This is a genomic window from Rhodococcus sp. OAS809 (assembly GCF_040546695.1).
GTDB classification, from domain to species: Bacteria; Actinomycetota; Actinomycetes; order Mycobacteriales; family Mycobacteriaceae; genus Rhodococcus_F; species Rhodococcus_F qingshengii.
In genome coordinates, this window is sequence record NZ_JBEPOI010000003.1 from 24758 (window position 1) to 43811 (window position 19054).

At 61.2% G+C, this 19054-nt stretch carries 9 protein-coding genes; 3 read left to right on the top strand and 6 right to left on the bottom strand.

The window, feature by feature from the left end; genetic code table 11:
- Window positions 1-629 precede the first annotated feature (629 nt).
- The 3 genes from ABIE52_RS32820 (at window position 630) to ABIE52_RS32830 (ending at window position 2833) form a co-directional block, all read left to right on the top strand.
- Window positions 630-1280 carry a TetR family transcriptional regulator gene (locus ABIE52_RS32820; RefSeq protein ID WP_192713321.1) on the top strand — a complete coding sequence of 217 codons (651 nt, stop codon included), beginning with the start codon at window positions 630-632 and terminating at the stop codon, window positions 1278-1280.
- 281 nt (window positions 1281-1561) lie between these two features.
- Window positions 1562-2206, top strand: a complete 645-nt coding sequence (locus ABIE52_RS32825; RefSeq protein WP_192713320.1) for a TetR family transcriptional regulator — start codon at window positions 1562-1564, stop codon at window positions 2204-2206.
- A 75-nt stretch (window positions 2207-2281) separates the two neighbouring features.
- A complete protein-coding gene (locus ABIE52_RS32830) occupies window positions 2282-2833 on the top strand; it encodes an MmpS family transport accessory protein (protein WP_192713319.1) in 552 nt (183 codons plus the stop codon).
- A gap of 255 nt (window positions 2834-3088) precedes the next feature.
- On the opposite strand, the gene ABIE52_RS32835 is transcribed toward ABIE52_RS32830, so the two are convergent.
- The 6 genes from ABIE52_RS32835 to ABIE52_RS32860 all read right to left on the bottom strand — a co-directional run bounded on the left by ABIE52_RS32835 (window position 3089) and on the right by ABIE52_RS32860 (window position 18975).
- The gene (locus ABIE52_RS32835; RefSeq protein WP_192713318.1) at window positions 3089-5182 is read right to left on the bottom strand and encodes a cutinase family protein; all 2094 of its coding nucleotides are present in this window, start codon (window positions 5180-5182) and stop codon (window positions 3089-3091) included.
- A gap of 227 nt (window positions 5183-5409) precedes the next feature.
- The gene (locus ABIE52_RS32840; RefSeq protein WP_192713317.1) at window positions 5410-5721 is read right to left on the bottom strand and encodes a hypothetical protein; all 312 of its coding nucleotides are present in this window, start codon (window positions 5719-5721) and stop codon (window positions 5410-5412) included.
- 69 nt (window positions 5722-5790) lie between these two features.
- A complete protein-coding gene (locus tag ABIE52_RS32845; RefSeq protein WP_192713316.1) occupies window positions 5791-8331 on the bottom strand; it encodes a hypothetical protein in 2541 nt (846 codons plus the stop codon).
- A 98-nt stretch (window positions 8332-8429) separates the two neighbouring features.
- Window positions 8430-8747 (bottom strand): hypothetical protein, encoded by a 318-nt coding sequence (locus ABIE52_RS32850; protein ID WP_192713315.1) that lies wholly within the window; start codon window positions 8745-8747, stop codon window positions 8430-8432.
- A 3-nt stretch (window positions 8748-8750) separates the two neighbouring features.
- Window positions 8751-14468, bottom strand: coding sequence for a hypothetical protein (locus ABIE52_RS32855; protein ID WP_192713314.1), 5718 nt, complete (start codon window positions 14466-14468; stop codon window positions 8751-8753).
- Between the two features lie 286 nt (window positions 14469-14754).
- Window positions 14755-18975, bottom strand: a complete 4221-nt coding sequence (locus tag ABIE52_RS32860; RefSeq protein ID WP_192713313.1) for a type IV secretory system conjugative DNA transfer family protein — start codon at window positions 18973-18975, stop codon at window positions 14755-14757.
- Between the last annotated feature and the right edge of the window lie 79 nt (window positions 18976-19054).

Genomic DNA, 19054 nt, shown 5'->3' on the forward strand with positions numbered 1-19054 from the left:
TATCGTCCAACCCGTCTTCAGGAGACAGGCACCCGTGTTCAAGTTCCTTCGTAAACGTGTTCGCTCAGCGCCCTACCTGCCGGTGTCGGTCCAGGATCGGCCTTCCACAATCTCCGAAAGCGAACACGCCCGGTGTCGCAGGGTCCTACTCGAAATTCCCTCCCCGGAGGCCTTCACGGAGCCTGACGTCGAGGAACGCGAACTATGGCGGACGGGCAAGCTCGTTCCCTGGTACATCAGTTTGCATCTCGACAGTGGGCATCACGAGGGCCCCGAGGTCGACACAGCCTGCCTCACTGAGGAACCGGCTGTCGACAACTGGGAACTCGGACACTTGTATCCCAGTTGGGATCAAACAGTTGCGCTCGCCCGACTTCTGGGGGTCCGAGTCCGCAATCTCACTCATCCTGAGGCTCGCCCCCATCATCAGTCTGAGCGGCCTATGGGCCGGCCAGGTCGCCATGTCGCGATCCTCTCGTTCGAACCCTCGGCCGTTGAGGCGGCCGGCGGAACCATCCCAGAGAACACTCACCTACCCGTCGCGCCTCCGTCTGGCGGCGCCACCCCCTGACCAAACACCTACCGTCGACACCACTTCGGTTCGTCGCCAGTCACGAAGAGGAAATCCCATGGTGCAACGACCGTCGTATGACCACGGCAAGACCGGCCGCCCGCCGGTGCAGAAACGAGCAAAAATCACCCGAGACGGAATACTGGAAGTGTCCGCAACTCTGTTCAGTCGAACCGGGTACGCAGGAACCAGCGTGAACGACATCGTGGCAGCTTCCCGGTCTACGAAGGGTGCGATGTATTTCCATTTTTCGAAGAAGGAATCCATCGCCGTCGAGATGCTTCGCCGCTGGAGCGACGCTGTCTCCGACACCGTCGCGAAAGCTGCTCTGACAGGACAACCTGCGGATCGGCAAGTATTGATGATCTATCGCGAGTTGGCGCGGCTAGTCCAAGCCCAGGCTATCGTGCGCGCAGGTCTCATCTTGAGCGTCGATCAATCCCTCAGCGGAGCGCGTGAGACCTACGAAGCGTGGACCGAGGCTCTGACGCCAATCGTCGTCGACGCTATTCGCTCCGGCGCCCTCGACTGCGAAGAAAGCATGTCGAGGCTTGCAGACACCCTCTGCGCAAGTTTCATCGGCACGGTGACCGTGGCCACGAGCCGAAACGAGATCAAGACCATCAAGAAGCGCGTCGATGATGTGCTGTTTATGTGGCGCGGGACCGACCCGGCCTCCATCCGCATGATCAAAGGTGCATCGCTGTGAGCGCCGTCGAATCGAATCACGTGCCCCGGCCCGTTTCGGTCACCGAACGTATCCACCGAAACTTGTTCTCCGACTTCGAAGAACCAGCGCTGACAGTGTCGGACTGAGATCCGCACCCGTAAGCCTTGGCATCACGTGCGGGTGTGGTCACCTACGCTGTAAGCCTTGCCAGGCTGCAGCATCCGCGGGGCTCCGTGCCTCAGCATTGTAAACCGGTCAATACCCAGGAGTCCTGGAGTGCAGCCACGCCACCAGGACCGAGCAAAGATGGAGCTGTAGCCATGAGCGAGACCATTCGACCCCACATCGGCAGACCACCTGGCCCTAACAGCACCAAACAAGCCAGAGCCATCCGGACACGAGAATCGATTCTCGCCGCCGCAGCTGAACACTTCGACACCCACGCGTACACCGACGCCGGTGTCAATCCGATCCTGGCCGCCGGAAACCTGACCAAAGGTGCCATCTACTTCCACTTCCCTTCGAAGGAAGCCATCGCCCAGGAACTGGTGACCGACTGGATCCGCACCGTCACCGAGGTCGCCACCTCCACGACGGAAGAACATGTCACTGCGGCCGAACATCTGACCGCGGTTTTCGGATCCCTTGCTCGAAGCGTCGCCGACGACACCAAGTTGCGTGCCGGAATGAAGCTCAGCGTCGAGCCCGCCCTGAGCGACGCAGTGTCGTTCGCTCACTGGGTCGACGCCGTCGGTGACATCGTCGACGCCGGCATCAAGGCCGGCGAAATCCCCGATACTCCGACTTCGCACCGGCTCGCATGGAACTTGTGTGCCGGAACCGTCGGAGCAGCGCACGCTGGCGTCGCATTGAGAGAGGACATCGCCCTCATCACGCGAATCGACGATGTGGTCTCAGCGCATATCGCTGCCGCACTCGCGTCCTCGGTCTTCTTTGCGCAATAGGACCGGTCCGTCTGGTATTTATATGCAATACCGCGCGAGCAACGCGTGGGCAAAAGCAGAAACCAGAGGACACCGATGACGCAGCCGCCGCAGGACCCACAGCAGCCATACGGCCAGCAACCACAGCAGCCGTATGGTCAGCAGCCTCAGCAGCCCTACGGACAGCCTCAGCAGCCTGGCTACGCGCCTTACGCTCAGCAGCCACTACCGCCCCAGAAGAAAAAGAAGTGGCCGTGGATCCTGCTCGCGATCGTGGTTGTGTTCATCGCGCTCGTCGCGGGCTGCACCGCCCTTGTAGGCGGTGCGATCAACAGCGTCGATGAGGAGTCGAAGAAGGAAATTGTCGTCACCTACGAGGTGACCGGCGAATCGGACGGCGCAATCGTCACCTACACCGGGAACGACTCGAACATCTCGCAGGACACTGCCGCGACGTTGCCGTGGACGAAGGACGTGACGGTGACCGGTCTGATCAAGGTCGCGACCCTGACTGCGAGCAACGGCTTCGACGGCACCGGATCCATCACCTGCAAGATTATTGTCGATGGCCAGGTGCTGACCGAGAACACTGCCAATGGCGCCGGCGCATCGGCCTCATGCACGGAATCGGATTTCGACACCAAATAGATTCCCGCGCAAGAGGAATGCCCCGTCCACGTATTCGGACGGGGCATTCCTCTTTTCTGCCTGTCTGCCTTCGTGCGTCGCGCTGATAACCCCATTCTCATACTGGATCGCGACTAGATTGTCGGTGTCAGCACCGCCGACCGTTCAATCGCGACGGGCAGGCAAGAATAGCCAGCGCAACAACAAGACCCGCCTCACTCGTATGAGTGAGGCGGGTCTTCTCTTTTGGTTGTGGCACTTAACTATTCGGCAGCATCATCGACCTCCGGTCGTCACCGTAGTGGTCGGGGTTGTGGTCCGCCCGCTCGGTGATGTGGTCGTCGGAGTCGTGGTCGTTGCACTGCGCGGTGTGGTTGTAGCGGCGCCGCTGGGTGCGCTGGTCGCGCTCGCGCCACCCCCGAGCTGGACGACGAAGTACGCGGCCAAGTAGTCGACCGAGTTCAGATTGCCCACCAGCGCCTTCGAGGTATACGACGTCGTGTGCACGTTGCTGGCGATGAAGGAATTGAAGTCCATCAGATCACCCGTCAGCTGACCGATGTTCTGGACGCCTCCCGCGCCGCCGACACTGTCAATCAGCTGGGAGGTCATCGTCAACAGATCTCCATCGCCTGTGGCAGCACTGGTTCCGGTCTTCTCCACCGGAGTGCCCAGAAGTCCGCCGGCCACAGACTGGAGTCCCACCATTCCCATGTCAATGCCGATCGGCACCAACTTCACCGCGTCTGCAGGGTTTCCTTCGACGACGGACCAGGCCACTTCCTGAGCCTGACCGACATTGTTGGCCAGGCGTTTGACGTCGACCTTCGCGAGCACCTTCATCACCTCTGCGGCGATTTTGCTGGTTCCTGTCGGATCCGGAATCAGTGCGACCATGTTCGCGGCCATCGGCATGACGTCGGTAGTGGCTGCTGCTGCCAGGTCGACCCACGGCTCGAGCATCGTATTCAGTTCACCTGCAGTCACATGAGCAGCTTTGGCGTCCATCGCTGCCAGTTGCGCGCCCAGCAGCCCTACCTTGTCGAGGATGGCCGGGAAGTCCGTCGAAAGAACCGTCGACAACGCCATCATCGAGGTGTCGACGACCGTTGAAATCTTCAACTTGCCCAGCACGCCAGTGGCGGCCGTGAGGTTCGACCGGTCGGTGTTACTCAGAGCCTCGCCTTCCGATGCGACGTTCAGTCCCATTGTCGCCAAGCTCTTGAGCGCTTCCCCGCCGCTGGCAAGGGAACTACCGCTGACGTCACCAGCGGCCAACCCGGCCGCAGTATCCGCGATCGACGCAGTACTCGAAATCAGAGAATTCAGATCCACGCCGTCGAGCATCGCGAGCACATCGGAAGTCTGTGCTCCCGGAGTGCCTTTCTTCTCCGCTCCGAGAAGTTCCCGTGTCCCGTTCTTGTCGGCGAAATCCTTGATGTCCGCGGTGGAGGCGTAGGTGGTGTTCAGGCTCTTGGCCAGATCCCCGATCTTGCCGAGCTGATCTTTGGTCGGGGTGCTCGCGCCGTCACGGGTCAGCGCGGAGGTCCTGTTCTTCAGTTCGGAGACCTTGTCGCCAACGGCCGTCAGGTCAGTATCACCGAAGTTCGAGACCAGGTCCGTGAATCCGCCCGCGCCGTCGGCGGGAGCGCCTCCGTCAAGAGGGGCGACCTCGCCGGTGGCACCAGTGACCGCTTTTCCGAGCACGCCGATGAACGGGTTCGACGAACTGGTGTTGCAGTACATGTCGTCTTCGTCGCAGACCCATTTGATACGACCTTCGAGCGAACCGTAACCACCCTTGCGTTCACCTGCGACGCCTGCGCCCGACAGCTTGGCGCCGACCAATTTCTCGGTACCGCGGAGGGGGTCGGCAAGCAGAGCCACACCGCGCACAGCTGCAGCGGGGACAGGGCCATTGCCGTGACCTATATGCCACGCCACATCTCCGGCGACCTGAGCGCCCTGGCTGTAACCGGACAGCACGATCTTCGAATCCGGGCACTTCGCCATCAGGGCAGCCGTCGCGGCCACACCGCTGCGTTCACTCGCCTCGTACGTCAGACCCTTGTCGAATGCGCTGGCCGAATATGGGACGTAGACCACCGTGATCTTCTTGCCGAATTCCTGCTCGAGTTGTTTGCCGACTTTCGACAACATGCCCGCCGGCTTGCTCGGATCCGCCTCCGCGCTGGTCTCTGTGGTCCCCGGAACCAAGTAGGCCATGAACTCCGTGCATCCTGCCCCCAAATTTTGCGCCGCCGCAGTCTGCAGATTCACCGCACTGCTCCCCGCGACGACGCAGGCTATAACCCCTGACGTCACCATCAGGCGGACCGCGCCGCGTTTCAGTCCTACAAAAGCCGCCATTGCATCTCCAGCCTCGTCCAGTTTTGTCGAAGGGAGTTCCGACAATTCCACCCCAACCGCACTATCTGACCCTATCGGGTAACGCGCGCGATTATCTGGCAGCCTATCAAAGTAACGCCTGTACCTGCTGAAACAGACGATTACAATCACATTTGAGAAACAAGCAGGCCCGCGACTTCTTACAGTCGCGGGCCTGCTTGTTTCTGATTCCTCTGCCGGAGGAACAATCAGAATTCGTGTCCGTTGTCCGCAGCGAACTTCTTCGCCTGGTTACCGGTCAAGTTCATGCTGTAGGTGACCTGAGCCTGCGGGATCGCCGTACCCTCCTCGGCCTCCTCCTGCTTCTGCGCGTCACGGGAAGTGTCCCGAATCCCGGAAGCCTCGAGTTGGGATAGCGTCCGCTCCTTCATCGCCAGAGCCCGCTCTATACCGTCACCACCGAGCTTGGTCGCCGCCGCCGCACGCTGCTGCCTGACGGACTCAGCTTCGGTCTTGGACGTGCCCATACTTTCCGACACCATATTGCTCAGAATTCCCATTGCTATCCCTCCTCGTCCTTACGTTGATCGAACATCAGTTCCCTGATCAGTCTAAGTGTCCCTGTCGAGTCAGACATTTAGGTCCGGTCCGGCATCCCCGCCCTTGTCTTTGGCCGCGTTGCCTTCGGGCTGGACTTGCTTACGTGCCAGTGTGGCCCGGCGCGCCCGCTCCTGTGGGGTAGGGCCAGTTCCTGTATCGACCGTATTGGCCCGCGAGTCATTGAGCCCGGTCGCCGACTTTGCCTCTACACCTCGTCCCGCCCGGTCGTAACCCGTGTTGGCTGCCTCTGCCTCACGACGCTGCCCGACCGTCGCCGTGTTCGGCCCCGCCGTCGTCGGTGGTCGAGGGTTTCGCTCTGCCGCATTGTCCTGCCTGATGTGACGCCAGTCCTGACCGCCTTGTTGCGGAGCTGGGCGGGTCGGCGAAACGGGACCTGGGCCGGCTGGGGCAGGATGATCCTTGACCGTTCGAGGCGGTTGCTGTTCTCGTCTCAGGCCGCGTTGTGGTTGTGCAGGTCCATCTGCTTGTACTCGACCGGTCGACAGGAGACTGCCCGGCTTCGCCTCTTCCTCGATCCGCGCTTCTATGTCGGCAAGTCTCGTTTCGATGCGCTCGAGCTGAGACCGCTTGGCAATCTCGCTCTCGTATGCGGCTTGGTCTGCCGGCACAGGCTTGAGCCCGTAGGGCACCCGCTCAACCGATTCGAAACCTCGGGCTCTGCGCTCGGCGTTCTCCTTCGGGCTGACCAACTGCCACGCCGGCACAGATTCTCGCGCCGGCGCCGGGGCGGCCGCCGCAGTCTGCTGCTTATCCACACCCCGGCGAACAGGGTGTTCACGCTCGGTCTTGTTGACACGTTTGAGCGCGCCACTCTCTCCCTGTCTCTCCTGGGCGATGCGTTCGGCTGCCAGCACGTCCGGATGTGCCCGAGGACCCCACTGCGCGAACATGGTTGGTCGAACCGTTTCCGTTCCCAGCTCGCGGGCGCTTTCCGGCTCCACAACTGGTTCGCCGTACTCGACCATCTGTGCCGCATGGACGGCATTCTGCGGATTGAATACCAGCGGCCGGACCGGAACTGCGCGACCCTGAGCCTTACCCTCCGCGACCATCTTCGCCGCCGCATCGCTGGTGTTCTTACCGAACTCTTTGACCATCGCGGCGACGGCCTCCGGTTGGGCTGCCTCGAACCGATTCATCCCGTTCACCAGGCCGTTCACTGCCACCTTCTGGCGGACGCCCTCGCCGATCCCGTCGTCTGCCATCGCCACGTACGCGATGCGGCTGCGTTGTGCGCACGCCGCCGCGCGATCACGCGACGCACCGCCCCCTGCGCCGACATCCAGCTTCACATCCCGAAGGTCCCACGCCGCCAGGTGTCCGATCACGGCTTTGCGCAACTCCGCCGGACCGGCCTTGGCTGCCAATTCCAGGTCCTGGAACACCAACGTGCTCAGCGACTCCTGGTGGCTCCGTGCATCACTCACGCCGCGCACAGAGAACATCGGCGAGCTTGCGCTATTGAGGATTCCCCCGGTCGCCAATGACCACTGACCGCCCCACGAGGCGACCGCTGCTCCGCCGACTCCACGACCGACAACCTGCTGACTCGGTCGAATAGTTCCACCCGCGGTCTCGACGAACTGCGCCAGCCGAAGGTCATCGTCCCCTTCGGTGTATCCGGCAATAGTGCGTGCGGTCGCAGTGATCAACTTCGGATCAAGTTTCTGTGACGTCCAGATCTTCGTGAGTTCGTCGACAGTCTCACTGAGCTCCGTCGTCACAACGGATTCGTCTCGACCTTCACGCAGGGCGACGTAGGCGTCTTCATGGACTTGCAACAGCGACATGGCCGCGGCCTCGGTAGAAAACGGAACGTCCTCGGTGCCTTGCAACACCGCTGACACCTGGTCGAGCATCGCTCTGTCTTCGCGGTGCGCGGTCTCTTCCGCTGTCTCCACCGCGGCCCTGTTGCTGCCGAGGGGGACTTTCTTGTTCTTCTCGAAGTTCTTTGCGCGTGTGAACCGCAAGGCGTCGTTGAGCTTGGTGTTGTAATCGGCCATCAGATCGCGGAAGCGCGGGCTCAGGGCCCACATGACGGCCATAGTCGACACCGCGTCTGTCAACGAGCTCGGATCTATACCCTGCGCCAGAGGCTTGATGCAGTTCAGCGCCATGAGCTGCGTGTACTGGTTGTGGCGTGCGCTGAGGATGTCGGCTTTTTCTTTCGGGCTTCGATCAGCGTTCTCCCCGGAGAAGAGTCGATCGCTTGCCGCCCGGTCTTTCAGGCCTTGCACCGTGGCCTTGCGTCGGGCAACTGCCTCCGCAGCCACTGCCTTCTTGGATTCCGCGGTGGGGGGTTGAGTGTTCGGAACCGGTCGACCAGGGATGACGTCCGCGAACACTGTGTCGCCGAGATCTACACCGTCGATGTTTTCCGACTCGGAGCCCGAGTCGATCGGCGCGGGCTGTTCCTGCACTGCGGCAGCCTCGGCACGCGCCTTTTCTATACCTCGTGGTTGCCGCTTCTTCACGCTCGGTCCCGTCACCGGGGTCTCGGGCGGAGCTTGTCTGCGAATGGGGTTCTGTGGTCCCGTCGGCGCTGTCATCGTGGTCTCCTCGTTTTCACCGGGGGCACCCATGCGCCCCGTGTCGAGCTTTCATCTGAAGTGCAGGTGCGCCTGTCAGCGCACCTGCACTTCGAGGTTCAGCGTTGTCGATCGTTCTGACGTGGCCTCGAGGTCGCCGCCAACGCTTCGAGCTGCGCTCGCGGCGAAAGTTGTCCCCGACGATCTGGCACCGAGACGGGCTCGGCGACCGGCTCCTCGGTTTCGACGTCCGCCTCCACAGGTCGGCCGGCCGCGACGCGGGCCTGCTCCAGTTGGCCCGCCGCTTCCAGTTCCTGAACCTCGGCCTCGACGATCCGGTCTTCGAGGTTTTTGTCTCGCTGACGGCGCTCCGCTCGCAGCTGTGCCGCGAGCGCCAAACCTTCCGGGTTCGGCTCGGCGCTGAAATCGACGCCCACCTGCTACGCCCCCAACCCTTCGTTCTGAATCTTGCGGGTCGCAGAGGCGGCAATGGCCTCTGCTTCCGCAGCCAGACGGCGCCTGGCCTCAGCTGTTGCCGACGCAGGGCCAACCGATACGGATACCATTTCCTTCGCTGCCGCAGCTGAATGCCCCTCTGTTGCAACAGGAGCCGGAGTGCTGCGGGCGGGTTCGATGCGTACCGGGCCTGAATGCGGCTTCGTGAACGGATCCGGACGCGATGAATGGCCCATACTCGCGCTACGCGTCCGTGCGGTCCACTCCGAGCGAACCAGTCGCGGACGATGCTCGCGGTACGTATCCGCCCGGCCGATAGCGGCGTACTCCGTCGACTCGGACCGCTCGATACCGGCGGCCGCCAGCTGAGCGTCGAGTTCGAGATTGCCGAGAACAGTGGTCGGTGCGAACGAAGCGTTCACACCCTCGAACAGCTTGCCTCCGGTTTCGGCGGCGCTGAGCAGATCGTCGAACTTGCCTCCGTACGCGAGGGCATCGAGAGTGAGGGGACGTGCGTGCTCCGGCCAGTCTTCCCACGACTGGCGATCAGTACGCAACATCGAACCCGTGGAATCGCTCAGCGCCTTTGCCATGACCTCCACATGTTCACGCGCGATGGGTACGCCCATGCCCGCCTTGTCGGCGTACATGCTCATGAATTGCTCGGTCCATTGCTTGGCTGTCGCCTGTACCGGCTGACCACGCTCATCGCGCAGCACCTCCCAACGGTGTCGTCCGTTCTCGTCGGGTGTCGCCTTCATTTTGTTGCCGCGCCACAAGTCCTTCGCCGCGCCGCTGATGATATCGGCACGGTAGGCCGCATCCACCGGGTCGTGCTTGGCCTGCAACACCGACTGCGTTGCCGGGTAACTGATTTCGCACGCCTCCGTGACCAGACCTTGGGCTCTGGCCAACTGGATTGCGCTCTGGCTGATCGACCCGGCGATACCCGTGATCTGTGACTTGAACGCGGTTGCTGCCTGCGAACCCCGGTACTTCTCGTCGAACAGTGCCGGATCAGGGATGCCCACATCGACGCATCTGTTGATCACGCCGTCGTCGCCGATCTCCAGATCAGCTCCGAGGTACTGCGCGTACTCGCGCAGCTTGTTGACGTTGCCCTTGCCGCCTCGCTCGTAGCAGCCTTTCACCGATTCCAGGTGATCGCCGAGATCGCCGAACCGCAGAACCACTCGCCCCTTCGTGTCAGCCAGGCCTTCACCGTAAATCGACTCACTCAGTGCCGCCATCACTGCACGGTTGGCGTCGCAGTACTCCTCGATACTCATCCGGCCATCGCGCAGTGCTTGCTCATTGTCGTTGGCTTCGCCCGTCAGTCCTTCCAGGTCAGCCCTGCGTTCGTCGTTGTCGTGGCAGGCCACTTCGACATCGAGCGAAGTGTGCAAACTCAAGGGGTAGACCTCGCGTTCACCGGTGCGCTGCATCCGGCCCTGCTCGTCGCGCTCCCACAACCCGATCGTGGTTCGGGCGCCCTTGTCGAGCAGATTCGCCTCCACAGTCAGCTTGTCGAGTGCCTCGAAGTGTGCGAACGGGCTCAAGTTCCCGACCAAACCGACTGAGTCGCCGTCGAAGTCGCCGTCCATCGACTTGACCGATACGGGATTGACCGCGACACCGGTCAACGAGTCGTCAATGCTCACTCTCAGGTAGCGCACACCGCCGTCACGCAGAACCGGGTCACGCCAGACCAAGACGTAGCCGTCTTCGCGCGGAGTTCCGGGAACGTAGGGAACTCCCGCTTCCTCGGCGTCCTCTCGGGTCATCATCGGAACACCCAGCTCCACGGCCATTACCGAGTTCATCGCGATTTGGTCGACTTCGAGCCGTGGATCGCCCGTCCACACTGCTGTCGCCGAATGCGACAAGCGATTGGACATGATCGATTCCTTGAACATGTTCCGCTTGGACTCGATCCGTCGGGAGATAACATCGGTCGAAATCGAGTTGTAGGAACGCTGGGCCTCGGCCTGCCTCGCGGCCATCTCCTCAGCCTGCTGTGCCGCTGTGACAGAGTCGCCCCTGTTCACAGCCTCGTCACGCAGACGCTGTGCCTCGAGGTAAGCAGTCGAATTCTCGGAGATCGAGATGTACAGCTTTGTGTGGTCGTGTCGGCTCACCGTGCCGTCGACCATGTCCTGTTCACTGCGCAGTCGCGAGCTCAGCACAGGGAGTACCCATCGACCAGGGTTGGCCGGCGAGACCGCGGTGGATCCGCCGCCGGCGAGTTTGAGCGCGAACGGTAGTTCCATGAGACCACCACTGCGGCTGATCGCCTCCCCGAAGGCTTCGCCCATCGCCGCATGGTTGATCCTGGGGAGCTTGTCGTCGGGCAAGTTCGCGCTTCGAGCGAACCGGATCGGTGCCGGGATTTCGAACACCGTCCGCTCGGCAAGTGCCTGCGGCGTCGGAGACGACCGCAGCGACCCGTCAGGCTCCACGTCGAGGCCCAGAACCAGCATGTACTCCCGCACATTGGCCAGCCCGGATGTGTTGTCGCCGTAGAACTGTCGCATCACCTCGTAGGCCCCTTGGCTCTGGAGTGCCCACGCCAGCTGGGACGATGCCTTGCGGCCCTTCCCCTGGGCCATCGCTTCGGCGTCGTAGACGTTCGTCTTCGCATCCACAGCCATGTGAGTGACGATCAGGTTCAATTCGCCCATGGCCGCCGGGACGGTCTGCATCCGACCTTGATCGTCAGGCGCCTGTAGATCGGAGGCTGCAGCCATCATTTCTCGCGCCGTGCCGCCGTTGAACCGGCTGATCGGGGAGAAGGGACTCATCACCACTTCCAGTTCCGGGTTGGCCGCGAACATCTCGACCTGCTCGGAAAGCCCCAACTCTCGCGCCTGGTCGCGGTCCATCTCGCGATCGACGATCAGGCTGATCACGCCTTTGTTTCCGTGGAAGTCGCTGAGCTTGTCACCTACGGTCAGCGGTCGCATTTGCCCTGTGGTGTCGCGGATCAAGTGCGCGCGGGCGAAACTGTCGGACACCACGATGCCGTCCTCGAAGTTCCAGCCACCGATCTGTGTCATCGCTGTCTTGGCACCCTCCACCACCGCTGACGCCTGCATCACGTTCGAGAAGGTCATGTTCTGTCGATCGTGCGGGTCGAAGCCCATTGCCCAGGCCCCCTCGTGCGCGGCAATCGGTACCCGTGCTTCCGGATCCGGGCTGGCGACGATCGCACCGTCATCGGTGATGGTGGCACCTGGAGTCAGATACCGCACGACACCTTGGTTCTCGGCCATGCCGGTCATCATGGGATCGAAAATCCCTGCCCCTGCCTCGCGATCGAGCACGCTCATGTTCCTCATCCCGGTGAGGATCAGCGGGTCGCGACCGTTGTCGTTGAGCTCGTCGAAGTTCGAATCATTCTGAGCCTGGCGATGTTTGAGTGCGTTGGACCCCTTCGCCAAGTCCGTGGGGTACCGCACTCGCCGCGCTTCGGTAGCCAAGATCGCATCGCGCCACTGCGTCGAAAGTCCCTCCTCCGCAGTGCGTTCGAAGAAGTCGACCGGATGCCTGTTCGCTGCCAGTCGCCGCACCGTCGAGTTCAGTGAGGTCGGGCGGCCGACTTCACTACGCGGGTTGGCGATGTCCTTGGCAATGATCGCCTCGATGGTCTCGCCGAGCACCTGTTCATAACCTTTGAGTCGGGTGCGCTGCTCCAGGCTGAGGTTTTCACCGGGCTTCTGCGAGACGACAGACGCCTCGAAACCAGGCATGAACAGAAAATTGTCGCCGCCGGCGAACTTCGTCACCACTTCCTGGTTGGCTCCCCGATCGAAGACCTGACCGATAGTGCCGCTGACGTATCGCTTCTTGGCGTTGGCTTCCTTGCCAGTGGATCCGATGGAACGATTGTCGTCCTCTCCGACTCGGCGTTCCGCCTGCCACGACATGATGCCGTTCGCATCGACTTTCAAACTGGTCACTTCTGCGGCGCCGCGTTCGATAGCTGCTTTCGCGCGCTCACCCATTGCACGGATCAGTGCCGACGGGTGATCAGCCACATCGACTGCTGTCTCGACGTCGAAACTGATCAGATTGTCGGCCACGACCTTGTTGTAGTAGCCGTCTCCGCGCAGTTCGTCGGCCGAGATTCCAGCTTTGGAGCACGCTTCGACGATGTCGTCGTTGTTGCGCCACATGTTGTGCTCGGTCGCCATGAACTGCGCGACTCGCACCGGATCGAACCGAAGCCCGTCAACACCTGGTTCGTAGCTGCCGACCATTGCATTCGCCACCAGGTCGGCGTGTGCGCGAACCTTGTCCGGTGCGTGCGGGCCGGCGTCCATCGCAGAGGTGAGTGCCGCTGCGGCCTCGGTGTCGCCGTCGGTGACGACTTTCGCGTAGTCCGCGGCCGTGGCTCCCGGGTCGAGCAACAGCACACCGGAATCCGGATCCGTCAGCAGTCGCCAGTAATCCTGTTTGAGCGCAACGATGTCCTCCGGGGCGCCGGAGAAGTCCGGCACGTAGTCCGGATCAGCCACTGAGGCACTCGCCTCGGCGATCAGGGCTTCCACGTCGATCGCCGCTCTGACGCCCTCGGCTGCAGAAGTCACTGCTGCACCTAGATAGTCCTGCGCCGCATCCGCATTTTCGAACCAGGTCGTGCGCTGGCTGACGACCTTGGCGTCCCTGCGGATCCACAACCCCGGTCGGGTTTCGAGCATCGACTCGTTCTTGGATCCGACGTGGTAGCTACTCTGCGGCTGTCGTGGCAGCGATCGATCGCGTGCACCGGCCACGCCGATGATGCCGCGTCCGTCGAGACGTTCGACCTGCTCACCGAGCGCGAACCGCAGTAGCGACACTGCTTCCTCGGGAGTAGCCGTGTAAATCGCCGCGCCTTTACCCTTCTTGTCCGAGTAATAGGTGGCAATGCCGTCGTCGTAGACGCGGCCAACCCACACGTCGTTCGGCGCCACGTCCGCGATACGGACCGCTGCCTTGCTTCCGATGATCGACGCCGCGATCTGGCCAGGGTTCCGGTCCTTGACCATTCGATAATTCGTGCCCGACTCGCCCAGATGATCGAGGATTGCAAGCGAACGCTCCAGCGCCGCCTGACTCATCGGACCCTTTTCCCGAGCGCCTGCCAGTACCCAGGGCGCCAGATCGCGGTATTCGGAGGCACTCATGTACGGGCGCAGTGCGCTGAGACCTGCCACGTCCGCCTCAGTGATCGAAGCGCCGACCTCGGCCGGATTCCGCTGACCATTCGCAGGCTCGAGCGTCTCGAGCATGAACGCACCTTGAGGTGCCAGACGGTGAAGGCGGTCGTATCCGGATGCCGCGTCACCGAGTTCACGTCGTACGTCCTCGTCAGCGATCGACAGCAAGCCTGTTCCATGGGCGAGAACCGTTTCGCGGCGGCTCCATCGTGGGTCGAATGGGCTTACCGGTAACCGAACACCACCTGGCGGTCGCTGGCCGCCGGCACCTATATGCGCACCGAAGGCTGCTTTGATCTTCCCGTAACTAACCTGTTCCGTTCCACGCTCCGCGTCGGGGAACAGAGGCGCATAGGTCTCGAACATCGAGCCCAGCGCCTCGTCTATAGACGCCATCAATACGGCGGGTCCACCCTCGCCGAGTTTGTCGATGGTCGCCCCTCTGCGTTCCAGGGCGACGTCGAGTCGGCGACGCGCTTCTCGGCCCTGGCTCGCCCTCAACGCGGGGACACCTTCACCTTTCGCACTACGCCATTTCGGATATTCCGAGATTGCTCGATGGAAAGTGTATTCGTTTAAGTAGCGACCTATGCCGCGGGCTTTGACATCCACAGGGGAGCCTCGTCTCGTGAAGTGTGTCGAACGTGCAGTTCAACCGGGATCTATTCTTATAGTAGTGCACTCGGGAAAATCGACGATGATTTCACGACGGCGTCGAGCCTGGTCATACGACAAACGCCGGGGCGGTGATAACCCGCTCCGGCGTTTGTCTTGGAAATAGTCGAGATTAATTCTCAGAGGCTCGCATCTGCGTTGCCATCTCGGCCTCGAAGCGACCGTCTGCGATCCCTTTCCACGTGCTCTTCGAAGCCAACACGCGCTTGAACTCGGGATGGATCCGATATGTCGAGAGTGCCGACATCGAATCCGGATCCGGCTCCTCGTCCATGTGGATGCGCGCGCTGCCTCCCGCCGCCGCCTCCGCGGCTTCGCGGATTGTCTTGGCGTCGTTGCGCACGGTGATCATCGGTGCGCCACTGCTCTTGAGCACCAGATTCTCACCCTGCAGGGCAAAGGTGTCGTCACGATCGAAGTCGCGCCAGCATTCCCAGAATGCTGCTGCGAATTCCTTGTCGAGCGCTTCGGACACTCGGCCGCCGTCGGGATCGATCAGCATGTCCTTGCTGATCCAACCTTCCGCGTAGATCTTTTCGCCGCTGGCCGTACGGGCTGCGGCGAGCCTGGCACGCTCGTTGGCCAACTCGACGTCGTCGGTCGCTGCGCGAACGGTCTCCTCGGCCGCGGACTCGAACATCGCCTCCTGATCCGCGAATCCGAACATTGCCTCTTCCGGCGGTGCCGGCGGTTCCATGTTGCCGAAGATCTGTTCCAACTCCGCTGCTTCTGCGCTGACGTCTTTCGCGGCCTTCGCCTCGCGCGCCTTCTCGTGCAGTTTGCGACCGAGAATCACGTCGTTGATGTCCATGATCTCGTTGCTCGACACGTCCGGATCCAGCCGGGTCATGTCGAAGTCGCTGTAGCCGTACGCGTTCCGATACAGATCCTCGGCTGCCGGTGCCTCCGCAGCCTGCGCCATACGCTTTTCCACCATCTGGTAGAAGTTCGGCTGATTGAGGCGCACATCGAAATCTCTTGCCGAGCTCAGCGTGGGGATGGTCTGCAAGGAGTAGTCCTTGCCCGGCTGAGTGATTGTGTTGCGGAACAACGCGAAACTCATCGGCAGGATCGTTTCGTTCCGGTTCCAGATCGGCGGAGTTCCAGCTGAGAACACGATCGAGTTGCGTGGGGGGAGAAACGCCAAGTCGTTGTAACTGATCACCGGAATTTCTTTGGCCGTCATGTTGTACGTGACCGTGCCAGCGGTCTTGAATGCCACCTTCTCGGCATTCTTCGTCACCGACTTGGAATCGCGGTACACCTTGTGCCGGACACCGCTCATCTTCGACAGAGTGTCGAGCATCGAGTCGTCTGTGGACTTGAGATACACGATGTTTGCGGTGTTTCCCTGCACGATCTTGTCCACAGATTCGCCGTAGACGTCACGGAGCTGCTGCAGGGTCTGCAGAATCAAAGTGAACTGCTGCTCCTGGCCAAGACCGATCGAGAGCATCGTCTCGAACCCGGAAATTCCGTGACCTTCGGACTGCAGGTTGCCCAGCTCGTCGAGCATGTATCGCGTCTTGTACAAGGGCTTTTGCGACGACTTGGTCATGTACGACTTGTCGAAGTTCAGGTCTACCAACTGCTTGAGCAGGATCAGGATCAGCTTCGCGTACTTCATCAGGTGAGGCGGGGTCACCAAGAACACTGCTTTCGGCTTTTCCGAGTAGTGCACCTGAGTACTCATCACCGCATTGCGCTTACCTTTGACCTTCTTGATCAGGTCGTTGTTGCCCGAATTGATCTCGTCCAGCGTGAGCTGGTCGATGTTGAGCACTTCCTGCTCGAACGTCGTCGAACCGAGAACCATCTTCGATTCGGAGGACGGCACCATTTCCACCAACAACCCGTTCTTCACGATCTTGGTGCCGAGGACTGGATCTTTGATGTAGATCCGGCCCTTGAGGTTGGTCTGGTAGCTCTTGGTGAAACGGAAGTAGAACGTCTTCACCAAGGTGCCGGAGTCGGTGTTGAACAGACGAAGACGTAGGTATGCGATTTCGTTGGGGTAGATGCCCTCGAAGAACGCTCGTGCCCAACCCTCACGGCTGACGGTGTCCTCGTGTTCGAAGTCTTTGCCGAGCGACTCCGTGAAGTTTGCATCCGTGAACGAGTCCCACTTGACCTGCACCCCGACCAAGTTGTACTTGCGAACATAGTTCTGATCGAAACGCACACCGAACCTGCGGGGGAAGCTCATGCCTCCCAGATCGATGTTCTGACTCAGCGTTCCCGATGTCAGTGTGGAGATCGTCGGGTCGACGAAGAACGACATGGCGGTGATCGCGATGCCGTAGACCGACGCGAGCATCTTCTCGGCGCCACCCATCGCTCGCAGTGCCTTGTCCGAGTTTCCGACCAGGGTTCGCATCGAGTTGACGGGCAACTTGTCGGTGGCGTTGAAGAACAGGGTCAACATGTCGACCTCTTGTTCTCCATTCCACATCGGCATCCGCTCTGTTGCCTCTTCGAGGCGATCGTTGAATGCCTGCTGCGCGTCCAGGTCGTTCTCGACGTCTCCGAACTTGCCCGCCTGGACTTCTTCGTTGAGTCGGGTGATCGGATCTTTGAGCTTCTTCGCCGAGAGCTGCACGAACAGTTGGTAGCAGTTGTAGAGGGTGACCTTTCCCCAACTCTCGTCGAGTTTGGTCTCGAGTACCTTCAGGTCCCATCCCTCCGCTGCAGCGTGCTTACGTAGCTGCCGCTCTTCTTCGAGGTAGAAATCGATCATGCCGTAGGCCGTGCGCTTGAAGGCGTTGTTTGCCGCGTTCGGCCACACCGGATCGTCGGCACCGTCTACGGGGAAGAACACCTCCGCGATGTTCTCGACATACAGGGCGCACGCTGTGCTGTTACCTTCGCGAGCCGCTTCGGCTGCCATCCCCAGCGGGTTGTAGATGTCGGTCTTGAGGACGTTGATCAAGTTGAACTGCACGACCTGGAACCCTCGCACGGTGGCCTTGACGTAGTTCTTGACCAGCAGCTCACCCTTCGGGTCGTTGATGACCATGTTGTTCGGGCGGAGCTCTCTCTGCCACATGTCGAGCATCGGCTCGATATACGTCTGCCCCTTACCTGCACGGGTCATCGCGAGCACCATCGTGTTCACCGGTGCCTCGTCGATGAAGTAGACACCGGCCGGGCGCTGCGGTTCGTATTCCGGAAACTTCCAGTCCTTTTCGATTCGCTCCGCGATCGTCGCCTCGTCGCCGTGCTTGTCCCGGTTCGCCCTCCCTGGGTTGTACGGGATGTTCTGCGGGTTGAAGAACTTACGCAGCGACTTGTCTGCGGGTAGTCCGGAATCATCGAAGATCTTGTGTGCGAACTTCTCGTCGAGAATGGGTACCGACTCGAACAGCGCCGTGCCGTTCTCGTCCCGGATTACTTCTCCCTTGTAGTAGAGAACTTCACCTGCCTCGTCGAGAACATCTGCGTCGTAGCGACGTAGCAGTGAAACCTTTTTGGTCCCGCGACTCGACAGCATCGCGTGTCCGAGCAATGACGACGGTGCGCTGGAGGAGTGAGCCCCGACATCCGGAAAGATCCCGTACTGGCGAATCACTTCCTCCGGGACCGCGATGTGCTGGTCATCGTCGTACTGGTTGATGTCTGACGTCTCGTACATCAGGTTCTGCGCATCGAGCTTGCGCAGCATCCACACCTTGGAACCACTCCAGGCCGCCACGCCGGCCAGCAGCGTCAGCATCACTCGCATGATTCCGATATGGCCACCACCGAGCCACGAGCCGACTGATGAATCGGCGGCTACTTTCGTCGGCACCTCGACTCCGGCTGCCTCCCGCGCGGCCTGACTGCTCTCCACGTGCCACAGAGGTCGTTCTATATCCGCGAACTTCTTGACACATGCGTTGTCTACGGGCGCACCGTTCGGATCCAGCAGTATGTAGCAGGTCTTGCTCACCGAATTACCGATGGAGCGGTCTTCGGTGCGGAAGTACGGCTGCACACCAAGTTCCTTGGCTTGTTTGAGCTCGGCCTCGAACTGTGAACTGCCGCTGTCCCTCATGTTGCTCACCCCGCCGGTTACTGCGCCGACGAGTCCCCAGCCGACCCAGACCGCCAAAGCCGCAAGGATACCGACGATGATGGCCGCTGTTTTGGGTAGCGTTTCGCCGCGTATCCGCCCGATTTCACCGCGTTCGAGTTGCTGTTGGCCGTGAACATCGCGGTTCGCGATGGTGTCCTGGGTGCTCTGATTGCGGATCCGATCCCACGCGGATGCTTTCGGGCCGAGCTTGCCGGACCCCTTACCCGCCTTGTATTGCTTCGACGGAGACTTGTCGATATCCGAGTTGCGCTTACCCATGTGCCAGATTCCGTCTCTCTTGTACTTCGCTGTAACTCGCTACGTGAGACAAGCACCGCCCAGTGCCCTCTCAGGCCGG